The sequence below is a fragment of the Glutamicibacter sp. BW78 genome (genome assembly GCF_002332245.1).
Lineage (GTDB): Bacteria > Actinomycetota > Actinomycetes > Actinomycetales > Micrococcaceae > Arthrobacter_H > Arthrobacter_H rhombi_A.
This window is the reverse complement of the sequence record NZ_NRGU01000030.1, coordinates 308945-324070: the sequence shown is the minus strand read 5'-3', so window position 1 is coordinate 324070 and position 15126 is coordinate 308945. Positions and strand designations below refer to the sequence as shown.

The window sequence follows — 15126 nt, the reverse complement described above, 5'->3', positions numbered from 1 at the left end:
ATGACCCCCAGCACCCCGGAAAAGACCCCGGCCACCGATACCGCGACGACCGTCCACCTGCCGACCAGGGTCGGGGTCCTGGGCGGGGGACGGATGGGCGCCGGCATCGCCCACGGCTTCCTCATCAAGGGAGCCGAGGTGCTGATCGTCGAACGCGACGCAGCCAGTGCCGATGCCGCCCGTGAACGAGTAGCCACGGCGCTGGGCAAATCCATCGACCGTGGTCTGGCAGGAACCGTCGAGGAGCATCTTGGCCACCTGAGGGTCAGCACCGACTATGCCGATTTCGGCGACCGGGAACTCGTCGTCGAAGCCGTACCTGAAATTTGGGCTCTGAAGGTCTCCTCGTTGCGGGCCGTTGAGACAGAGCTGGGCCCCGGCGCCGTGTTGGCCTCGAACACCTCCTCGCTGTCCATGAGTGGACTGGCAGGACATTTGACCCGCCCGGAAAACTTCCTGGGGCTGCACTTCTTCAACCCGGTCCCGGCCTCGACTCTGATCGAGGTCGTCATTGCCGATCAGACCGCGCAGGAACTCGTGGAGCGGGCTCGCGGGTGGGTGGCCGGTTTGGGGAAGACGGCCGTCGTCGTCAACGACGCTCCAGGATTCGCTTCCTCCCGCCTGGGCGTGATGCTCGCCTTGGAAGCCATGCGCATGCTCGAGGAAGGGGTTGCCTCCGCCGAGGACATCGACAACGCCATGGTGCTGGGGTATAAACACCCGACCGGACCGTTGAAGACCACAGATATCGTGGGGCTGGACGTGCGTTTGGGGATCGCCGAATACCTGCACGCCGAACTCGGTGAACGGTTCGCCCCGCCGGCCATCCTGCGCGAAAAGGTCGAACGCGGGGAACTGGGCCGCAAATCCGGACGGGGCTTCTACAACTGGAGCTGAACCGGTCCGCCCGGGTCCCTGACCCGCGGCGTGGCAGGATAGGCCCATGGACGAGGTGAACTGGGACGGCGCCGTCAACGCGCGCCGCGTGGCCGGACGGCTCTACCGGATGGGCCGCAGCGAATGGCTCACCGAAAAAGGGTGGCGTCAGGCCCACGATGAGGGGCTGCGCACGGTCATTGATCTGCGCAACCAGGACGAACGGCGACGTCGACCCACCGATCCCGTCGTCGAGCCCGAAGCGCTGGCAGGGATCACCGTCCTGCACTGCCCCACCGAGGACCAGAACCATGAGGAATTCATGGCGGCGGCCGCCTCAGCGGACACCCCGTACCTGAGCGACCCGCGCTACTATCCGGCGAATCTGGACCACTTTCCCTCACTTATCGCTGACGTCTTCCGTGCCTTGGCGGGGGCCCGGGGTTTCGTCGTCGTGCATTGTTCGGCCGGACGGGACCGGACGGGAATGATCATCAGCATGGCGCTAGCCCTGGTCGGTCGGCAGGATCTGATCGCCGGCCAATACGACGCCGGGGCGCGCGGCATCAACGAATGGCACCGGATCAGCCCGGTCAAGCACCCCTACGAACGACATCTGAGCGAGGAAGAACTCGAACCCGTGCTGGCAGGACGTCAGGAGGCGCTGGCCGAATTCATCGACGGGATCGACGTGGAGACCTTCCTGCGTCAGCAGGGGCTCAGCGACGAAGAGATCGATGCCGTGCGCGAGCTGCTCTCGGGCTCCTAGATCGCGCGGCCTCGGTGCGGGCCTCCGCGGGTCAGGACATATATTGTCCGATCCAACGATTTTCCGAATCCGACTTGCCAGAACATGGGCCGGGGGAGTTGGCTAGTTGGCATGGCAAAAATCCTCGTTCTCGGTGGCACCGCTTGGCTTGGCCGAACCATGGCGCTGCAAGCCCTGAAGGACGGGCACGACGTCGGGTGTCTCGCCCGCGGTAACTCGGGCGAATTTCCGGAGGGGGCGCGGATATTCCGGGCCGACCGTGACGCCCAGGACGCCTATGCGGGGGCCGCGGACGAACCTTGGGATCTGGTCGTGGAACTGACCTGCCAGCCCGCCCACGCCAAGGCTGCGGTGGAAGCCCTGTCCCCACAAGCCGGACACTGGGTTTTCGTCTCCTCCTGCTCCGCCTATGCCGTCCACTCCAGGCCGGGAGCCGTCGAGGCCTCCAAACTGTTGGTCGCACAAGATTCCAGCATCGACTACTGCGACGAGAAGTTCGGCGAAGCCAAGGCCGGTTGTGAATGGCTCACGGTTGCTTCGCGCGGCAACGCAGCCTTGCTGGTCCGTCCCGGGCTGATCGGAGGCCCCGGGGATCCCACCGGACGTTCCACCTATTGGCCTCTACGTTTTGCCCGCGGGCAGGAACCGGTCCTCGTCCCCGACGACGACGGTGATGCCCGCTATGTCCAAATCGTTGATGTCCGTGATTTGGCAGCGTTCATCCTGCGCGCCGGGTTGGAGGCACGGAACGGCCCCGTCAACGTCGTCGGCGCCGAGATGCCGTTGGGTGATGTGATCGCCAGTGCCCAGAGCGCTGCGGGGTACACCGCAGCGGTGGCACCCTACCCATTGCACCGGATGGAGGACGACGCCGTCGCCCCCTGGGCAGGTCCACGTTCCCTCCCGCTGGTTCTGCCCGCGGGGACCGAATTCGCCGGTTTTGCCCGACGTTCTGACCGCAGGGCCCTGAAATGGGGGCTGGTGCGTCGACCGTTGGCCGAGACCTTCACCGATATCATTGCCGCCCACGACCCCACCGATGATCCGCGCTCGGGATTGAGTCCGGATCATGAGGCGGAGCTGATCAGCCGGTTGGGCTGAGGCGGGGGCGGGGGGCGACGGGGCCCCTTCCGTCCTCCACATGGCGGATCAGACGGCTGGTTTCATTCGTGCCGGAGCGGCTACGTGAGCCGAGGCGTGGGCCACGGACCAGACGCCGACCTCCGCCAAGGCGAGGATGCCGAAAGCCACCAGCCCGTGCAGAATGCCGAGGACAGGAGTGGAGAAGGCGGCAAGGGCTACGGCGATCTGGACAACGACAGCGAGCAGAAGCCACGCTGCCCAGCGGACGCCAGCATGTGACAGGAAGGCCACGACCAGTAGTGCCACCGCCAGAAGCGGAATAACGTACATGCCGAGCATGCTGTGGATCATGGCGGATGCCGGAGGGCCGGTGACGGTCGCTCCGGATTCAAGCATGTTGATGACAGTGAAGGTGCTCCAGGCGATGATCACCGCCTGAATGACGACGGCTGCAGCGATGAGGTGGGCGAGGATCTTATAAGTTTGCCGCATGAGGGCTGGGCTCCAACGAGCGGGACGGAACCGGCGGCTCCGTCGAAGGGGTGGACGCGTTGCGTCCTAGGATTCGTCGGATGCAGGCCGGCCACAAGAGCTCACACGGCGATGATATCGGCCGGTGAGGTCAATGTAGACCCCGACGGCCTATTTGACAATCCTTTTGCCGGAAAACTCCTCAAGACCAGGCGGCGGCCAGTAGCTCAGCGAGCAATTCCTCTGGATCCCGGGTGAGTCCGCGGCCGGTGAACCAGGCGCAGATGTTCCGGCAATCTCTGGCCAATAGATCGGCACCGAGCGGGTTCGCCGCCAGGTCCACCAGTTGTGGCAGATCGATGATCACCAGCCTCGATCCGGCGACCAGGACGTTGTAGGGGGAGAGGTCCCCATGGGCGTAGCCCAGTGAGGTCAGCCCGTGCATGGCTTCGAGGATTTGGTCGAAGTAGGATTCCAGCACGGGCCTCGTCGGCCGCAATTGCTGCAGTCGCGGCGCGGCAGTGCCGGGGTGGTCGGGGTCGCTGATGAATTCCATGAGGATCTCCATGCCATCCACCTGTATGGGGTAGGGGACCGGGATCCCGGCCTGGTGGGCGCGGACCAGGAAATTCCATTCGGCGGCTGCCCATTGGGCGGCCTCGATGTGGCGACCATAGGCGGAGCCGTTCGTTAAGGCCCGGGAGTCGCGGCTGCGACGTACCGTGCGGCCCTGGGTGTAGATGGTGGAGCGGCGGAAGGAGCGTTGCTCCGGCGTCCTGTACCTCTTGGCCGCGAACAGGGATCGGCGGGTATCTGTGGCACGTTCGAGGAGGAGGACATCTGCTTCCTTGCCGGTTTTCAACACACCGAGCTCGGTGTCGATGGCCCCGGCGTCCTCAATGATGAATTCGGGACGTGGCTCGGGGCCGCGCATCAGTTTCTCCACGCTGTTCCACGTGGACCAGCGTTGGTTTTCGGCCAGGGAGTCGTCGAGCATGTTCCATCCCGCAGGGCGCGCCTCGCCGGGGATGGGGGCGTGGGTTGCGGTGGGCTTCAGCTTCTGGAAGGTTTCGGCTGGATCAAGAGGGGGGTTCGGTTTCAAGGTGATGGTGACTCCCGGGAGTCGGCGAGCGTAGGTGGTCCTCCGAGACAACACCAGTGATCGGTGTATGTCAATCACTGGTGATTCGGCAACGTCTGCTGCCCGTCATGTAGGCTGGATCTCAAATACTGACCGATCGTTCAGGAAGGACTTGTCGACGATGACAACGCAGACCCCCGAGCTGGTACCGAGCTATATTCAGGACTCCTGGTGGACCCCCACTGGCACTGAAGGGGCCACGACGGTCCTCGACGCGAACACCGGTCAGGAACTGGCCCTGGTCAGTGCCGCCGGCCTCGACCTGGCAGACGCCGTGAACCACGGTCGCACCGTCGGGCACCGGGAGCTCGGGAAACTGACGCTGCACGAACGCGCCCTCCGGGTCAAGGAGATGGCCCAGTACCTCAATGAACGCCGCCAGGAACTTTACGAGGTCTCCTATAAGACCGGCGCCACCCAGGTCGACAACATGGTCGACATCGATGGCGGTATTGGTGCCCTGTTCATCCTTTCGTCCAAGGGCCGTCGCGAGATGCCTAATTCCAACGTCGTCCAGGACGGCCCCGCGGAGCCACTCTCTCGTGACGGTTCGTTCCTCGGCGGCCACATCTACACCCGCATCCCCGGGGTCGCGGCACAGATCAACGCCTTCAACTTCCCCGTCTGGGGCATGTTGGAGAAATTCGCTCCTGCTTTCATCGCCGGTGTCCCCACCCTCGTCAAGCCCGCCACCCCGACCGGCTACCTTTCCGAAGCCGTGGTGCGGATGCTCGTTGAATCCGGGCTCCTTCCGGCGGGCTCCCTGCAGCTGGTCTCCGGTTCCGCCCGTACCCTGTTGGACGTTCTGGACTACCGGGATATGGTCTCCTTCACCGGTTCGGCCTCGACGGCCGATGCTCTGAAGTCCCACCCGAACGTCGTGTCCGGTGGAATCCGTTTCACCGCCGAAACCGATTCCCTGAATGCTGCGATCCTGGGGCCCGACGCCGTCGCCGGCACCCCGGAGTTCGATGCGTTCATCAAATCCGTCGTGACCGAGATGACCGTCAAAGCCGGACAGAAGTGCACGGCGATCCGCCGGGCCATCGTCCCGGCAGAACTCGAGGACGACGTCGTTGCTGCCTTGGCTGACCGCCTGACCCAGCGCGTGGTCGTGGGGGACCCCCGGGCCGAAGGCGTCACCATGGGCGCCTTGGCGTCGCTGGATCAGCTAGGTGATGTCCGAGGTGCGGTGGAGGCCATGGTGGCCGCCGGCGGAGAAATCGCCTACGGGACGCTGGATGCCCCGCGGGTCAGAACCGCCTCGGGTGAGGAGCAGGAGGTCCCCGACGGGGCGTTCATGTCCCCGCTGCTGCTCACCTGGACCGACGCGAAGGCAGAGGCCGTCCACTCGCTGGAGGCCTTCGGTCCTGTGGCCAGCGTGCTGGGCTATCGGGACCTGGATGAGGCGGTGGAACTCGCCGCCCGTGGCAGCGGCTCGTTGGTCGCTACCGTGTGCACCAATGATGGGGAGACCGCCCGTGCCTTGACCATCGGGATCGCCGGGCATCACGGCCGGATCCACATCCTGAACCGCGAAACCGCCCGCACCTCCACAGGTCACGGTTCCCCGGTACCGCATCTGGTCCATGGCGGGCCGGGCCGCGCCGGGGGTGGCGAGGAACTCGGTGGCGTTCGGTCCATCAAACACCATATGCAGCGCTCCGCCATCCAGGGCTCTCCGAACTTGCTGACCGCGGTCACCGGCGTCTGGCATACCGGTGCGGATCGGGTCATCGCCGGGGCCCCCGAATTCGGGGCCGTGGCAGGAGCCATCCACCCGTTCCGTAAATCGTTGGCTGAGTTGCGGATCGGCGACGCCTTCGCCTCTCCGCTGCGTGAAGTCACGCTGGACGAGATCACCGATTTCGCGAAGACCACCGGCGATACGTTCTACGCCCATACCGATGCCGCAGCAGCGGCGGCCAACCCGTTCTTCCCCGGGGTCGTCGCGCACGGTTATCTGCTGGTTTCCTGGGCTGCAGGGCTCTTCGTCCAGCCGGCCCCGGGGCCGGTGCTAGCCAACTACGGGCTGGAGAACCTGCGCTTCATCACTCCCGTTCCGGCCGGGGACCGGGTTCGGGTCACGCTCACCGCCAAGAAGATCACCCCGCGGGTGACCGACGAGTATGGGGAGGTCGCCTGGGATGCCATCATCCACAACCAGGATGATGAGATCGTGGCGACCTATGACGTTTTGACCTTGGTGGAGAAGGAAGACACCATCTACCAGAACTGGCCGGGGCGCGGATAAGGCCTTCGGGGATCTGCCGGTGGCGAGGGCCGCCGGCAGATCAGCCCAGGTCCACCATCCGGTATCCCATGCCCCTGACGGTCTCGAAGCGTTCGGTGCCGAGCTTATTGCGCAGGTACCTCACGTAAACGTCCACGATGTTCGAGCCCGGATCGAAATCGTAGCCCCAGACCCGTGAGAGCAGCTGCTCCCGGCTGAGGACCTGGCCGGGGTTGCGCAGGAACGTCTCGGCTAAGGCGAACTCACGGGCCGAAAGGTCCACTTCCCGGCCATCGAGCAGGGCCCGGCGACCCCGGCAGTCCATTTCCAGATCGCCATTGCTCAGCAGGGCCGGGTCAGAGGCGCTGTTTTCGGGTTTCAACCGCAATCGCAGCCGTGCCAGCAATTCCTCGAAATGGAAGGGTTTGGCCATATAGTCATCCGCCCCGCTTTGCAGCCCGGTGACCGTGTCATCGATGCTGCTGCGGGCCGTCAGGATGATCACCGGGGTCTGCAGCCCGAAGGCCCGCAAACGTTTGAGGACCTCGTACCCATCGAGATCGGGGAGTCCCAGATCCAAGACGATGGCCTCGAAGTCCTCGTCGGTGGCCAGCTGTAGGCCGTCCTCGCCGGTATGGGCGACGCTGGGTTGCAGGCCCGCCGCCTTCAAGCCCTTGGCGACGAAGGAGGAAATGCGCTGCTCATCCTCGATGATCAGGATCCGGCTCATGCGCAGTGTTCTCCTCGTGGACGGGAAGCGTGAGGGTGAAGGTTGAACCGCGCCCCGGGGCGGAGTCCACTTCGACAGTACCCTCATGGGCAGCGACGATGGCCGAGACGATGTTCAGTCCGAGCCCCGAGCCGAAGCTCCGGGTGCTGTTGCGGCCCCGGCCGAACCTCTCGAAGATCCGCTGCTGATCCGTGATCTCGATGCCGGTTCCCTGGTCACGGACCCACAGCCGCAGCAGGTCGGTACCGGTTCCGGTGCCGGGACCGTCGGCGCGGATGATGGTCGAACCCAGGGCGATGGCAGAACCGGTACCGCTGAACTTCACGGCGTTGGCTGCCAATTGCAGCATGGCCTGGGTCAGGCGTCTGGGGTCCACGGCGACGGAGGCATCGGCGCGCTGGTCCACCTGCCAGTCCCGGTCGCCGAGCCCGCGTGCCTTTTCCAGAAGTTCATCGAGCCAGGGGCCCAGTTCCACGGGCCGCGGGGCCACGAAGCCCGGGCCATCCGATTTCGCCAGGGTGACGAGGTCATCGATGAGTAGCGACATGCGATCGAGCTCATCGACAGCGATATCCCGGGACTGGGTGACGTCCTGGGGGTCGTGGTCGTCCATGAGTTCCAGATGCCCTCGGATGATGGTCACCGGGGTGCGCAACTCGTGTCCAACGTCGTTGAGCAGTTGTCGTTGGGAGGTCAGCGCGGTTTCGAGGCGGTCGAGCATGGCATTGATCGTGATGGTCAGATCTGCGAACTCGTCGTTTCCCACGGTATCGATGCGTTGGGAGAGATCGTTTTCGGAGATTTGCACGGCGGTCTCACGCAGGAGCCTGACCGGCAAGAGCATCCGCCCAACCATCAGCCAGCTGGCAATGCCCGCCAGCACGGTCACCCCGGCGCCGACGGCGATGAAAAATTCGAAACTGCGATCGAGCGACTTGATCTCGGCACCGTAGTCGTAGGCGAGGACGAGTCGGGCCGGTTTCTGGTCGGCAGCCAACTGGACTGGGACGATCACGGCACGATAGGTGGTCGTGGCGGTGGTGACCGAACTGAGGGCAATCCGATGCGGTTGGCCGGTGGTCGAAGCCCAGTCCACGAATTCCTCATCGTTTTCCAAGCGCAGGTCGACCGTTTCGGGGGCCGTCCACTGCAGGTTCCCTTCACTGAAACTGACCATGCCTTCAGTCCGGGCCGGCAGGGTGCGTTGCATGGCAATATAAAGCAGATCATTCGCCTCGGTGAAGGCCTTGCCGGTTTCGGTATCCAGGCCCTGGGCCGCAAGGACCTGGAACTCACCGACGGTCCGGCGCAGGGAATCATCGATCCGTTCGTTCAGTGCCGAACGTTGCAGCAGATAAATGGTTGCCCCGGCGACCACCAGGGTGATGGTCACGATGGCGATCATTCCGATGAGGACACGGGATCGGACCGACCAACCCCCACGTGCCGGGCTAATCCTCCTCATCATCATCGTCATCCTCATCGTCGTCATCGTCATCGTCGTCGTCGTCCGCGGGGGATGGGGGAAGCGGTGCGACGGGGGCCTTGGTCTTGGGGGGAACCCGGGTCTGTGCCGGGGCGGTCGGCACGCTGGAGGGGCTCGCCTCGGTCGAGACGGAGTCGGTGGAAGAGGGTGCGGCCGGCGACGATACGGGCCATTCGGTCGCATTGATGGGCGGACTATAGGAGGCCTTGTCGCCGGAGCCGGGGGCGTTGAGGTCCCCTGGTAGGGCCGGCAGCGTTCCATCGTCGACGACGAGGCCGGGCCCCACATCTTCATGCTGTGGGGCGGTCAGCGCCCGGGCAGCAGCAAAGGCGCCGACCACCAGGGCCAGTAGGATCACGATGGATGCGGTGAGATTCACGAACCGTCTCATGCCCCTAGTGTTCCTCCTTTGGATGAGCCGCAGATGAGAGGCTTCCTAGTATGCCTTGACCCGCTGTTCGACGATGAGATGGATCAGGGCGAAGCGTCTTTCGTGATCAATGGCGGCCAGTGCCGCCTGGAGTGCCGCGGGGACATCGACGTCGTTTTCTACACGGATCCCGAAGCCGCCAAAGGCCGTGGCCATGAGGGCGAAGTCGGGGTTCTTCAGCTGCGTCCCGGAAATCCGGTGTGGGTAGTCACGCTCCTGATGGGTGCGGATCGTGCCGTATTCCTGGTTGTCCATCACGATGATCAGCGGGGTGGCCCCATATTGTGCCGCAGTGGCCAGTTCCTGGCCGTTCATGAGGAATTCCCCGTCACCGGCAATGCTCACCACGCGCCGACCGGGACTGTCGAGGGAGGCAGCGACCGCCGAAGGGATCGAGTAGCCCATCGATCCGTTGCGGGCGCTGATCATGGAGGCGTAGCTGTTCGTGGGGAAGTACCGGTGCGCCCAGTTGGTGTGTTCCCCGGCGCCGAAGGTGACCATGGCATCGCGGGGCAGCGTGGGAACCAACTGGGCCATCAACGTGGACATCCTGGCTTGCCCGTCCCCGGGTGTGGCGTCGGGCAAGGCGGCGAACCTTTCCTGTTCGGCGCGCATCCTGGTGGTCCATTCACGCCAGGAATCCTTCACCGGCAGTTCCATGCGGACCAGGTCACGGACGAAGACCTCGGGTTTGGCCACGATCTGGTGCGATACCGGGCCCGAGCGTCCACGCAGGGACGGGTCGATGGTCACCAGGAAGTTCTTCTTCTCCCAGTTCTGCCGGATGGCAAAGCCGTCGGTGATGACGTCGCCGGGGACGGTGCCGACGAAGATCAGCAGGTCGGTCTCCTCGAGCAGGTCGTAGGTGGGTTTGGGGCGCCCGTAACCGATGGGCCCCACGTATGAGGGCGACGTGAAGGGGACGGTTCCCTCACACCGCCATTCTGCGGCGGCCGGAAGGTCATGCTCCTCAAGCCAGGTGGTGAATTCCTGGGCAGCTTCGGCCGTCCAATCATTGCCGCCGAAAATGAACAACGGTTTCTCGGAGCCGTGCAACGCCCCGTTCAGCGCTTTCCAATCGGTGACCGTCATGCCACCGGAGGCGACCGGGATCCGTGGGTGCAGATCCGAGGGGACCTGACGTTTGATGATGTCCTCGGGTAGGCCGACGACCACGGGGCCCGGGCGGCCGGACATGGCCGCGAACATCGCCTCGGCGACGACCTCCGAGGCGCGTTCTGCGTGGTCGAGGATCATCACGCGTTTGGCACCGGTGCCGAACCAGGCCTTGGGGTCGAATTCCTGGAAGGCCTCCTTTTCGCGGTGTTCGAAGGGGATGAGCCCGACGAAGAGGACCATCGGGGTGGAATCCTGCCAAGCGGTGTGCAGGCCGACGTGGGCGTTGGCAGCACCGGGGCCTCGGGTGACCATCGCGATGCCCGGACGCGGATTCATCTTGCCGTCGGCCTCGGCCATATAGGCGGCACCGCCTTCGTGACGGCAGACCACCGTGTCGATGGGGGAGTCGTGCAGCCCGTCCAGGACGTCAAGGTAGCTTTCGCCGGGGACGATATAGGCCCGCTGGACCCCGTGGGAGACCAGCGTCGCCACGATCAGGTGACCGGCAGTCGTGGGGGTGTGCTGGATGGTTGTCATCGGTGACCTCTTTCGCCGTTGAATGATCCGTCACGCCGGGACGCGGATGCCGGGGAGGGCCCCGCGGCGTCCTTGCTTGCTGACAGCTAAGTTACCGGACAGTAGCCTCTGGCTCCAGAATCGTTGACGCGAGCCCGTCATGAAGCAGAAGCCACGGAGGCGACGGCTCGTCCGTAGGATGGGGACCATGATCCAGAGTTTTGAAACCGCCGCGGGCCGGGCGGCAGTCCTGCGCCCCTGGACCTTCAGCGACCATGACACCGCCGCGGTGATCCAGGCCTTCGCCGCCCCTGATATGGCTGGGCAGTCGGCCCGGCCCATCGCCGATGCCGCTGGTGCCCGTGCTTGGCTGGACGTCACGGTCCCACGCGCCGACGTCCAGGAACCGAGCGCCGAGGAGGCACAGGATCAGGGGCCGGAACCGGCCACGCTGCGGGCCCTGGCCATCGACGTGGATGGCGAAGCCGTCGGAAACGTCATGGTTTCCGGGATGGAATGGCGGCACCAGACGGGGTGGGTGTCCTATTGGGTCGCTTCCTCGGCTCGTGGCCAGGGGCTGGCCACCGCGGGAGTCGCTGCGCTCGCCGGCTCGTGTTTCTCCAGGTGGGGCCTGTACCGGTTGGAATTGGGGCACCGGTTGAACAACCCGGCCTCCGGTGCTGTCGCCGCGGCTGCGGGATTCATCCGCGAAGGGGTCGAACGGGAGAAGCTGCGCTACCAGAACGAGGGCGGAACCTGGGAGCGTTTTGATACGGCTCTCTGGGCCCGGCTGGCCACGGACCCGGCGCCTGAAGCCGTCCCCCTGGACATCCTGCCGGGTTAAGGTCCGCAGCAGAGGGCCGCACACCAGTGGCGTGAGCGGCGGCTAGGCCTCCTGGTAGGGGCTCGGCGGGTACTCCACTGCGTCGTCCTGAATGGCCTCGGCCGGAAGTTGACGCCAGGACCACCAACCAAAGAGCGAGGCACCGAATTGAAGCACGAGGACCGCCAGCGTGGCGAAGGCCGGCTGGTTGCCGAAGTAGACGGCCACCTGGGCCACGGCGGAAGCCGCCACGATAAGCCACGCCCAGCGGAAGCCGTTGGCCACACCCACCAGACCAGCAGGAACCAAAGCGGAAAAGACCAGGGTCAACCAGAAACTGATTTGGATGCTGCCCAGGCTTTGCCCGCTGAAGATGGTGGGAATGGCCGATGCGAAGGCGATGAGCAGGGTGATGACGAAACCCCAGATGAGCGACGACGCAGTGAACGCCCGCACCTCGACCGTGCGGCCAAACTTTCCGACTAAGGGGTACTTGCTGAAGCGCCACAGGCCGTAGATCGGTACCAACAGGAAGGGAACGGCCTTGAAGAAGCCGTCGAAACCGAATTGCAGGGCGATCACTATCGGCCCGGCAAAGACGGCGATGATCTGGAACCACCAGCCGAGGTCGTTGCGGCGGGCCAGCAGCAACAGGGCGACCCCGGTGAACAGCACGCTGAGTGCGTCGAGCGCGAGGATCGTTGCGGTGTCGGTGCCAGCGGCCTGGTTAAAGAGGGTCTGGAAGAGCTGGTCCACGAAGAATGCCTATCGAACGGATGGGAGCAGGCGTGGGCGAGGGGCCGCACGGAGGGAACCTACCGATGGTACCGCCGGAGCCTTGCCGCCCCCGAATCCGCGCAGCGATCAACCCTCGGCGTGATGAGACCACAGTTCAGGCGCGCAGCCCATCGAGCATCATGGCGATCGCGTTTTCCTCGACCTGCTCGGGAGTGGATGGGCCATCGGTGCGGTACCACTCCACGAGCGAGTTGATGGTTCCGAACAACAGCCGCGTGGTGGTGCGCGGGTCGATGTCCTGCCGGAGGGAGCCTTCCTGCTGTGCGTCGACCACCAGCCGGGACAGGCGCCGGTCTACGGCCCGTCGCCGTTCCAACGCCAGTCGTTCGATCTCGGTATTCCCCCGCAGACGCAACAGCAAGGTCACGTACGGCTGACGGTCGATCAGCACCCTGATGGTCGAACGCAGAATGAATTCGAGACGCTGCCCGGCGTTGCCGTTGGAGGCGCGGGGATCCTGATCCAGCGCCTCCAACGGCACCAGGGCCTCGTCCAGGGCCCGATCCAACAGGTCGCCCTTGGAAGGGACATGGTGGTAGATCGCTGACTTGCTGATGCCCAAATGATCCGCCAGCGTACCCATCGACGTCGCGTCGTAGCCATATTTATTGAAGACCTGGACGGCGATGGACAGGACGGAATCCTGATCGTGTCCGGGACGGCCACGTTTGGCTCCGGAGGGTCTGCTAGCGGTAGTGGGCATGCCGACGATCCTACTTGTTGCGCAGGTCGTAGATGCGTCGCAGCTTACCCACCGAGCGAGGTAAGGACTCCGGGTCCACCACATCGACCCGGCAGCTGGAACCAATGTGGATCTTGATGAGCTTCTGCAGTTCACGGCTGGCTTCGATGGCCCGGTCTGAAGTGCAATCCACACGACGTTCGATCTTCACAGCGAGCTCGTCCATCCGGTCTGGACGAGTGATTTCGAGCTGGAAGTGCGGTGACAGTCCGCTGACCTTCAACGCGATCTCTTCGATCTGGCTGGGGAAGAGGTTCACACCACGCAGGATGATCATGTCATCGCTGCGTCCGGTGATCCGGCCCATGCGACGGTGACCGGGCCGTGCGGTACCCGGCAACAGGCGGGTCAGGTCGTGGGTGCGGTAGCGGATGATGGGCAGCGCCTGCTTGGTCAGCGAGGTGAAGACCAGCTCGCCGTGTTCGCCGTCGCGCAGGACCTGCGAAGGGTCGAAGGCGTCGATGATCTCCGGACGGAAGTGGTCCTCCCAGATGTGGCTGCCGTCCTTGGTCTCACTTGATTCGCCGGCCATACCCGGGCCCATGACCTCGGAGAGGCCGTAGATGTCGCAGGCATCAATATCGAACATCACCTCGAGCTCGTGGCGCATCTCTTCGGTCCACGGCTCGGCGCCGAGGACGGCGACCTTCAACGACGTGGAGCGCGGGTCAATGCCCTTGCGCTGCATGGCGTCCCCGATGGTCAGCAGGTAGGTGGGAGTGCACAGGATGGCCTCGGGGGCGAAGTCGTTGATCAGCGTGATCTGCTTCTCGGTCTGCCCGCCAGACATCGGGATCACGGTGGTGCCGAGTCGTTCGGCGGCCGCGTGGGCACCCAGTCCACCGGTGAACAGCCCGTATCCATAGGCGTTATGGACCTTCCATCCCGGTTTGACCCCCGACAGGCGCAGGCAGCGGGCACCGAGCTTGGCCCAGTCGTCCAGGTCGGTCTGGGTGTAGCCGACGACGGTGGCCCGGCCGGTGGTACCCGAGGAGGCGTGGATCCGCGCGACCTCGTGCTGCGGGACGGCGAACATCCCGAACGGGTAGGTCTTGCGCAGGTCCTCCTTGTCGGTGAAGGGGAACTTGGCCAGGTCGGAGAGTTCCTTCAGATCCGTGGGGTGGACCCCTGCGGCGTCGTACTTCTCCTGATAGAGCGGGACCCGGTCGTAGGCGTAGGCGACGGTCTCCTGCAACCGGGTGAGCTGGATCGACTCGATCTGATCGCGACTCATCGTCTCTTCGGGATCGAGCGGGTTGGGGAGTTCGGTTTCTGGGACTGTATGCGTCATTGCTGGCCCTTTGGTGATAGCTGGGTGGGTGGAAGGTGCATGACGTCGGTGGTTTGGTTCCGGCGTCGGGCATCTAGCGCTTGGGGACGGTCCGTGAACGACCGCGGAATTCGGCGACAATTTCCTCGCCGCCCTCCGGGGTGGTCTGACGGATCTGGATGTCGTACAAACCGCTGCGCCCTGACTGATGGCGGCGGGTCGCCTCGGCGGTGAGCAGGCGGCCCGGAAGGCCCGGTTTCATGAAGTTGATGTCCACACCCGAGGCGACGGTGACGGTGTCCTCGGAGCCTTCGGCGGGATTGCACGCCATCGCGAAGGCGGTGTCGGCCAGGGCGAAGATCATTCCGCCGTGTCCGATGCCGAAGCCGTTGAGCATTTCGCGACGCAGGGTCATGGTGATCGTGGCCTCGCCCTCACCGACGTGGACCACCTTGATTCCGAGCCATTCCGAGGCGTAGTCGTTGGTGAGTACGGCGTGCTGCGGGGCGGTTTCCGCTGGCACCGCATCGACGTCGGTATCGGTCATGCTGGGACTCCATCCACGATTTACTGAACGTTCATTAGGTAATCTTGAAATGTGATTCAAGTCAAGCCATGAACCGTGGGAGAGGGTTTGTT

Annotated in this window: 15 protein-coding genes; 5 read left to right on the top strand and 10 right to left on the bottom strand. The window is 64.6% G+C overall.

Going from position 1 to position 15126, the window contains the following annotated elements:
• From CIK75_RS05975 to CIK75_RS05965, 3 genes are all read left to right on the top strand, one after another.
• A complete protein-coding gene (locus CIK75_RS05975; RefSeq protein WP_086997920.1) occupies nucleotides 1-897 on the top strand; it encodes a 3-hydroxyacyl-CoA dehydrogenase family protein in 897 nt (298 codons plus the stop codon).
• A 46-nt stretch (nucleotides 898-943) separates the two neighbouring features.
• Nucleotides 944-1645, top strand: coding sequence for a tyrosine-protein phosphatase (locus tag CIK75_RS05970; protein ID WP_086997923.1), 702 nt, complete (start codon nucleotides 944-946; stop codon nucleotides 1643-1645).
• 111 nt (nucleotides 1646-1756) lie between these two features.
• Nucleotides 1757-2746, top strand: a complete 990-nt coding sequence (locus CIK75_RS05965) for an NAD-dependent epimerase/dehydratase family protein (RefSeq protein ID WP_086997926.1) — start codon at nucleotides 1757-1759, stop codon at nucleotides 2744-2746.
• A gap of 48 nt (nucleotides 2747-2794) precedes the next feature.
• On the opposite strand, the gene CIK75_RS05960 is transcribed toward CIK75_RS05965, so the two are convergent.
• Together CIK75_RS05960 and CIK75_RS05955 are read right to left on the bottom strand one after the other, a co-directional pair.
• A complete protein-coding gene (locus CIK75_RS05960) occupies nucleotides 2795-3220 on the bottom strand; it encodes a hypothetical protein (RefSeq protein ID WP_086997929.1) in 426 nt (141 codons plus the stop codon).
• A 181-nt stretch (nucleotides 3221-3401) separates the two neighbouring features.
• Nucleotides 3402-4301 carry an RIO1 family regulatory kinase/ATPase gene (locus tag CIK75_RS05955; protein ID WP_241895319.1) on the bottom strand — a complete coding sequence of 300 codons (900 nt, stop codon included), beginning with the start codon at nucleotides 4299-4301 and terminating at the stop codon, nucleotides 3402-3404.
• 160 nt (nucleotides 4302-4461) lie between these two features.
• Between CIK75_RS05955 and paaZ the strand changes: the two genes are divergently transcribed.
• Nucleotides 4462-6594 carry a phenylacetic acid degradation bifunctional protein PaaZ gene (gene paaZ, locus CIK75_RS05950; protein WP_086997935.1) on the top strand — a complete coding sequence of 711 codons (2133 nt, stop codon included), beginning with the start codon at nucleotides 4462-4464 and terminating at the stop codon, nucleotides 6592-6594.
• Nucleotides 6595-6634: 40 nt separating this feature from the next.
• On the opposite strand, the gene CIK75_RS05945 is transcribed toward paaZ, so the two are convergent.
• Genes CIK75_RS05945 through CIK75_RS05930 form a run of 4 tightly spaced genes read right to left on the bottom strand, consistent with a single transcriptional unit; the run spans nucleotide 6635 to nucleotide 10875 of the window.
• Nucleotides 6635-7303: a response regulator transcription factor gene (locus CIK75_RS05945; protein ID WP_086997938.1), complete on the bottom strand. Its 669-nt coding sequence runs from the start codon at nucleotides 7301-7303 to the stop codon at nucleotides 6635-6637.
• Nucleotides 7275-8696: a HAMP domain-containing sensor histidine kinase gene (locus tag CIK75_RS05940; protein WP_241895317.1), complete on the bottom strand. Its 1422-nt coding sequence runs from the start codon at nucleotides 8694-8696 to the stop codon at nucleotides 7275-7277. Before CIK75_RS05940 ends, CIK75_RS05945 begins: the two co-directional genes overlap by 29 nt.
• Nucleotides 8697-8754: 58 nt before the next feature.
• On the bottom strand, nucleotides 8755-9180 hold the full coding sequence (locus CIK75_RS16210) for a hypothetical protein (protein WP_158225906.1): 426 nt from the start codon (nucleotides 9178-9180) through the stop codon (nucleotides 8755-8757).
• Between the two features lie 45 nt (nucleotides 9181-9225).
• Nucleotides 9226-10875, bottom strand: a complete 1650-nt coding sequence (locus CIK75_RS05930; RefSeq protein WP_086997946.1) for a thiamine pyrophosphate-dependent enzyme — start codon at nucleotides 10873-10875, stop codon at nucleotides 9226-9228.
• A 187-nt stretch (nucleotides 10876-11062) separates the two neighbouring features.
• Here CIK75_RS05930 and CIK75_RS05925 point away from each other — a divergent pair, with 187 nt between their 5' ends.
• Nucleotides 11063-11698: a GNAT family N-acetyltransferase gene (locus CIK75_RS05925; RefSeq protein WP_086997949.1), complete on the top strand. Its 636-nt coding sequence runs from the start codon at nucleotides 11063-11065 to the stop codon at nucleotides 11696-11698.
• 42 nt (nucleotides 11699-11740) lie between these two features.
• On the opposite strand, the gene CIK75_RS05920 is transcribed toward CIK75_RS05925, so the two are convergent.
• From CIK75_RS05920 to paaI, 4 genes are all read right to left on the bottom strand, one after another.
• The gene (locus CIK75_RS05920) at nucleotides 11741-12433 is read right to left on the bottom strand and encodes a nicotinamide mononucleotide transporter (protein ID WP_086997952.1); all 693 of its coding nucleotides are present in this window, start codon (nucleotides 12431-12433) and stop codon (nucleotides 11741-11743) included.
• Between the two features lie 136 nt (nucleotides 12434-12569).
• Nucleotides 12570-13178 carry a TetR/AcrR family transcriptional regulator gene (locus tag CIK75_RS05915; protein ID WP_086997955.1) on the bottom strand — a complete coding sequence of 203 codons (609 nt, stop codon included), beginning with the start codon at nucleotides 13176-13178 and terminating at the stop codon, nucleotides 12570-12572.
• A 10-nt stretch (nucleotides 13179-13188) separates the two neighbouring features.
• Nucleotides 13189-14508: an AMP-binding protein gene (locus CIK75_RS05910; protein ID WP_086997958.1), complete on the bottom strand. Its 1320-nt coding sequence runs from the start codon at nucleotides 14506-14508 to the stop codon at nucleotides 13189-13191.
• 73 nt (nucleotides 14509-14581) lie between these two features.
• The gene (gene paaI, locus CIK75_RS05905; RefSeq protein WP_086997961.1) at nucleotides 14582-15034 is read right to left on the bottom strand and encodes a hydroxyphenylacetyl-CoA thioesterase PaaI; all 453 of its coding nucleotides are present in this window, start codon (nucleotides 15032-15034) and stop codon (nucleotides 14582-14584) included.
• Between the last annotated feature and the right edge of the window lie 92 nt (nucleotides 15035-15126).

Coding starts and splice junctions, on each gene's coding strand:
- CIK75_RS05975 (WP_086997920.1), top strand. CDS start 1: ATGACCCCCAGCACCCCGGAAAAGACCCCGGCCACCGATACCGCGACG.
- CIK75_RS05970 (WP_086997923.1), top strand. CDS start 944: ATGGACGAGGTGAACTGGGACGGCGCCGTCAACGCGCGCCGCGTGGCC.
- CIK75_RS05925 (WP_086997949.1), top strand. CDS start 11,063: ATGATCCAGAGTTTTGAAACCGCCGCGGGCCGGGCGGCAGTCCTGCGC.
- CIK75_RS05945 (WP_086997938.1), bottom strand. CDS start 7,303: ATGAGCCGGATCCTGATCATCGAGGATGAGCAGCGCATTTCCTCCTTC.
- CIK75_RS05930 (WP_086997946.1), bottom strand. CDS start 10,875: ATGACAACCATCCAGCACACCCCCACGACTGCCGGTCACCTGATCGTG.
- paaZ (WP_086997935.1), top strand. CDS start 4,462: ATGACAACGCAGACCCCCGAGCTGGTACCGAGCTATATTCAGGACTCC.
- CIK75_RS05960 (WP_086997929.1), bottom strand. CDS start 3,220: ATGCGGCAAACTTATAAGATCCTCGCCCACCTCATCGCTGCAGCCGTC.
- CIK75_RS05915 (WP_086997955.1), bottom strand. CDS start 13,178: ATGCCCACTACCGCTAGCAGACCCTCCGGAGCCAAACGTGGCCGTCCC.
- paaI (WP_086997961.1), bottom strand. CDS start 15,034: ATGACCGATACCGACGTCGATGCGGTGCCAGCGGAAACCGCCCCGCAG.
- CIK75_RS05965 (WP_086997926.1), top strand. CDS start 1,757: ATGGCAAAAATCCTCGTTCTCGGTGGCACCGCTTGGCTTGGCCGAACC.
- CIK75_RS05910 (WP_086997958.1), bottom strand. CDS start 14,508: ATGACGCATACAGTCCCAGAAACCGAACTCCCCAACCCGCTCGATCCC.
- CIK75_RS16210 (WP_158225906.1), bottom strand. CDS start 9,180: ATGAGACGGTTCGTGAATCTCACCGCATCCATCGTGATCCTACTGGCC.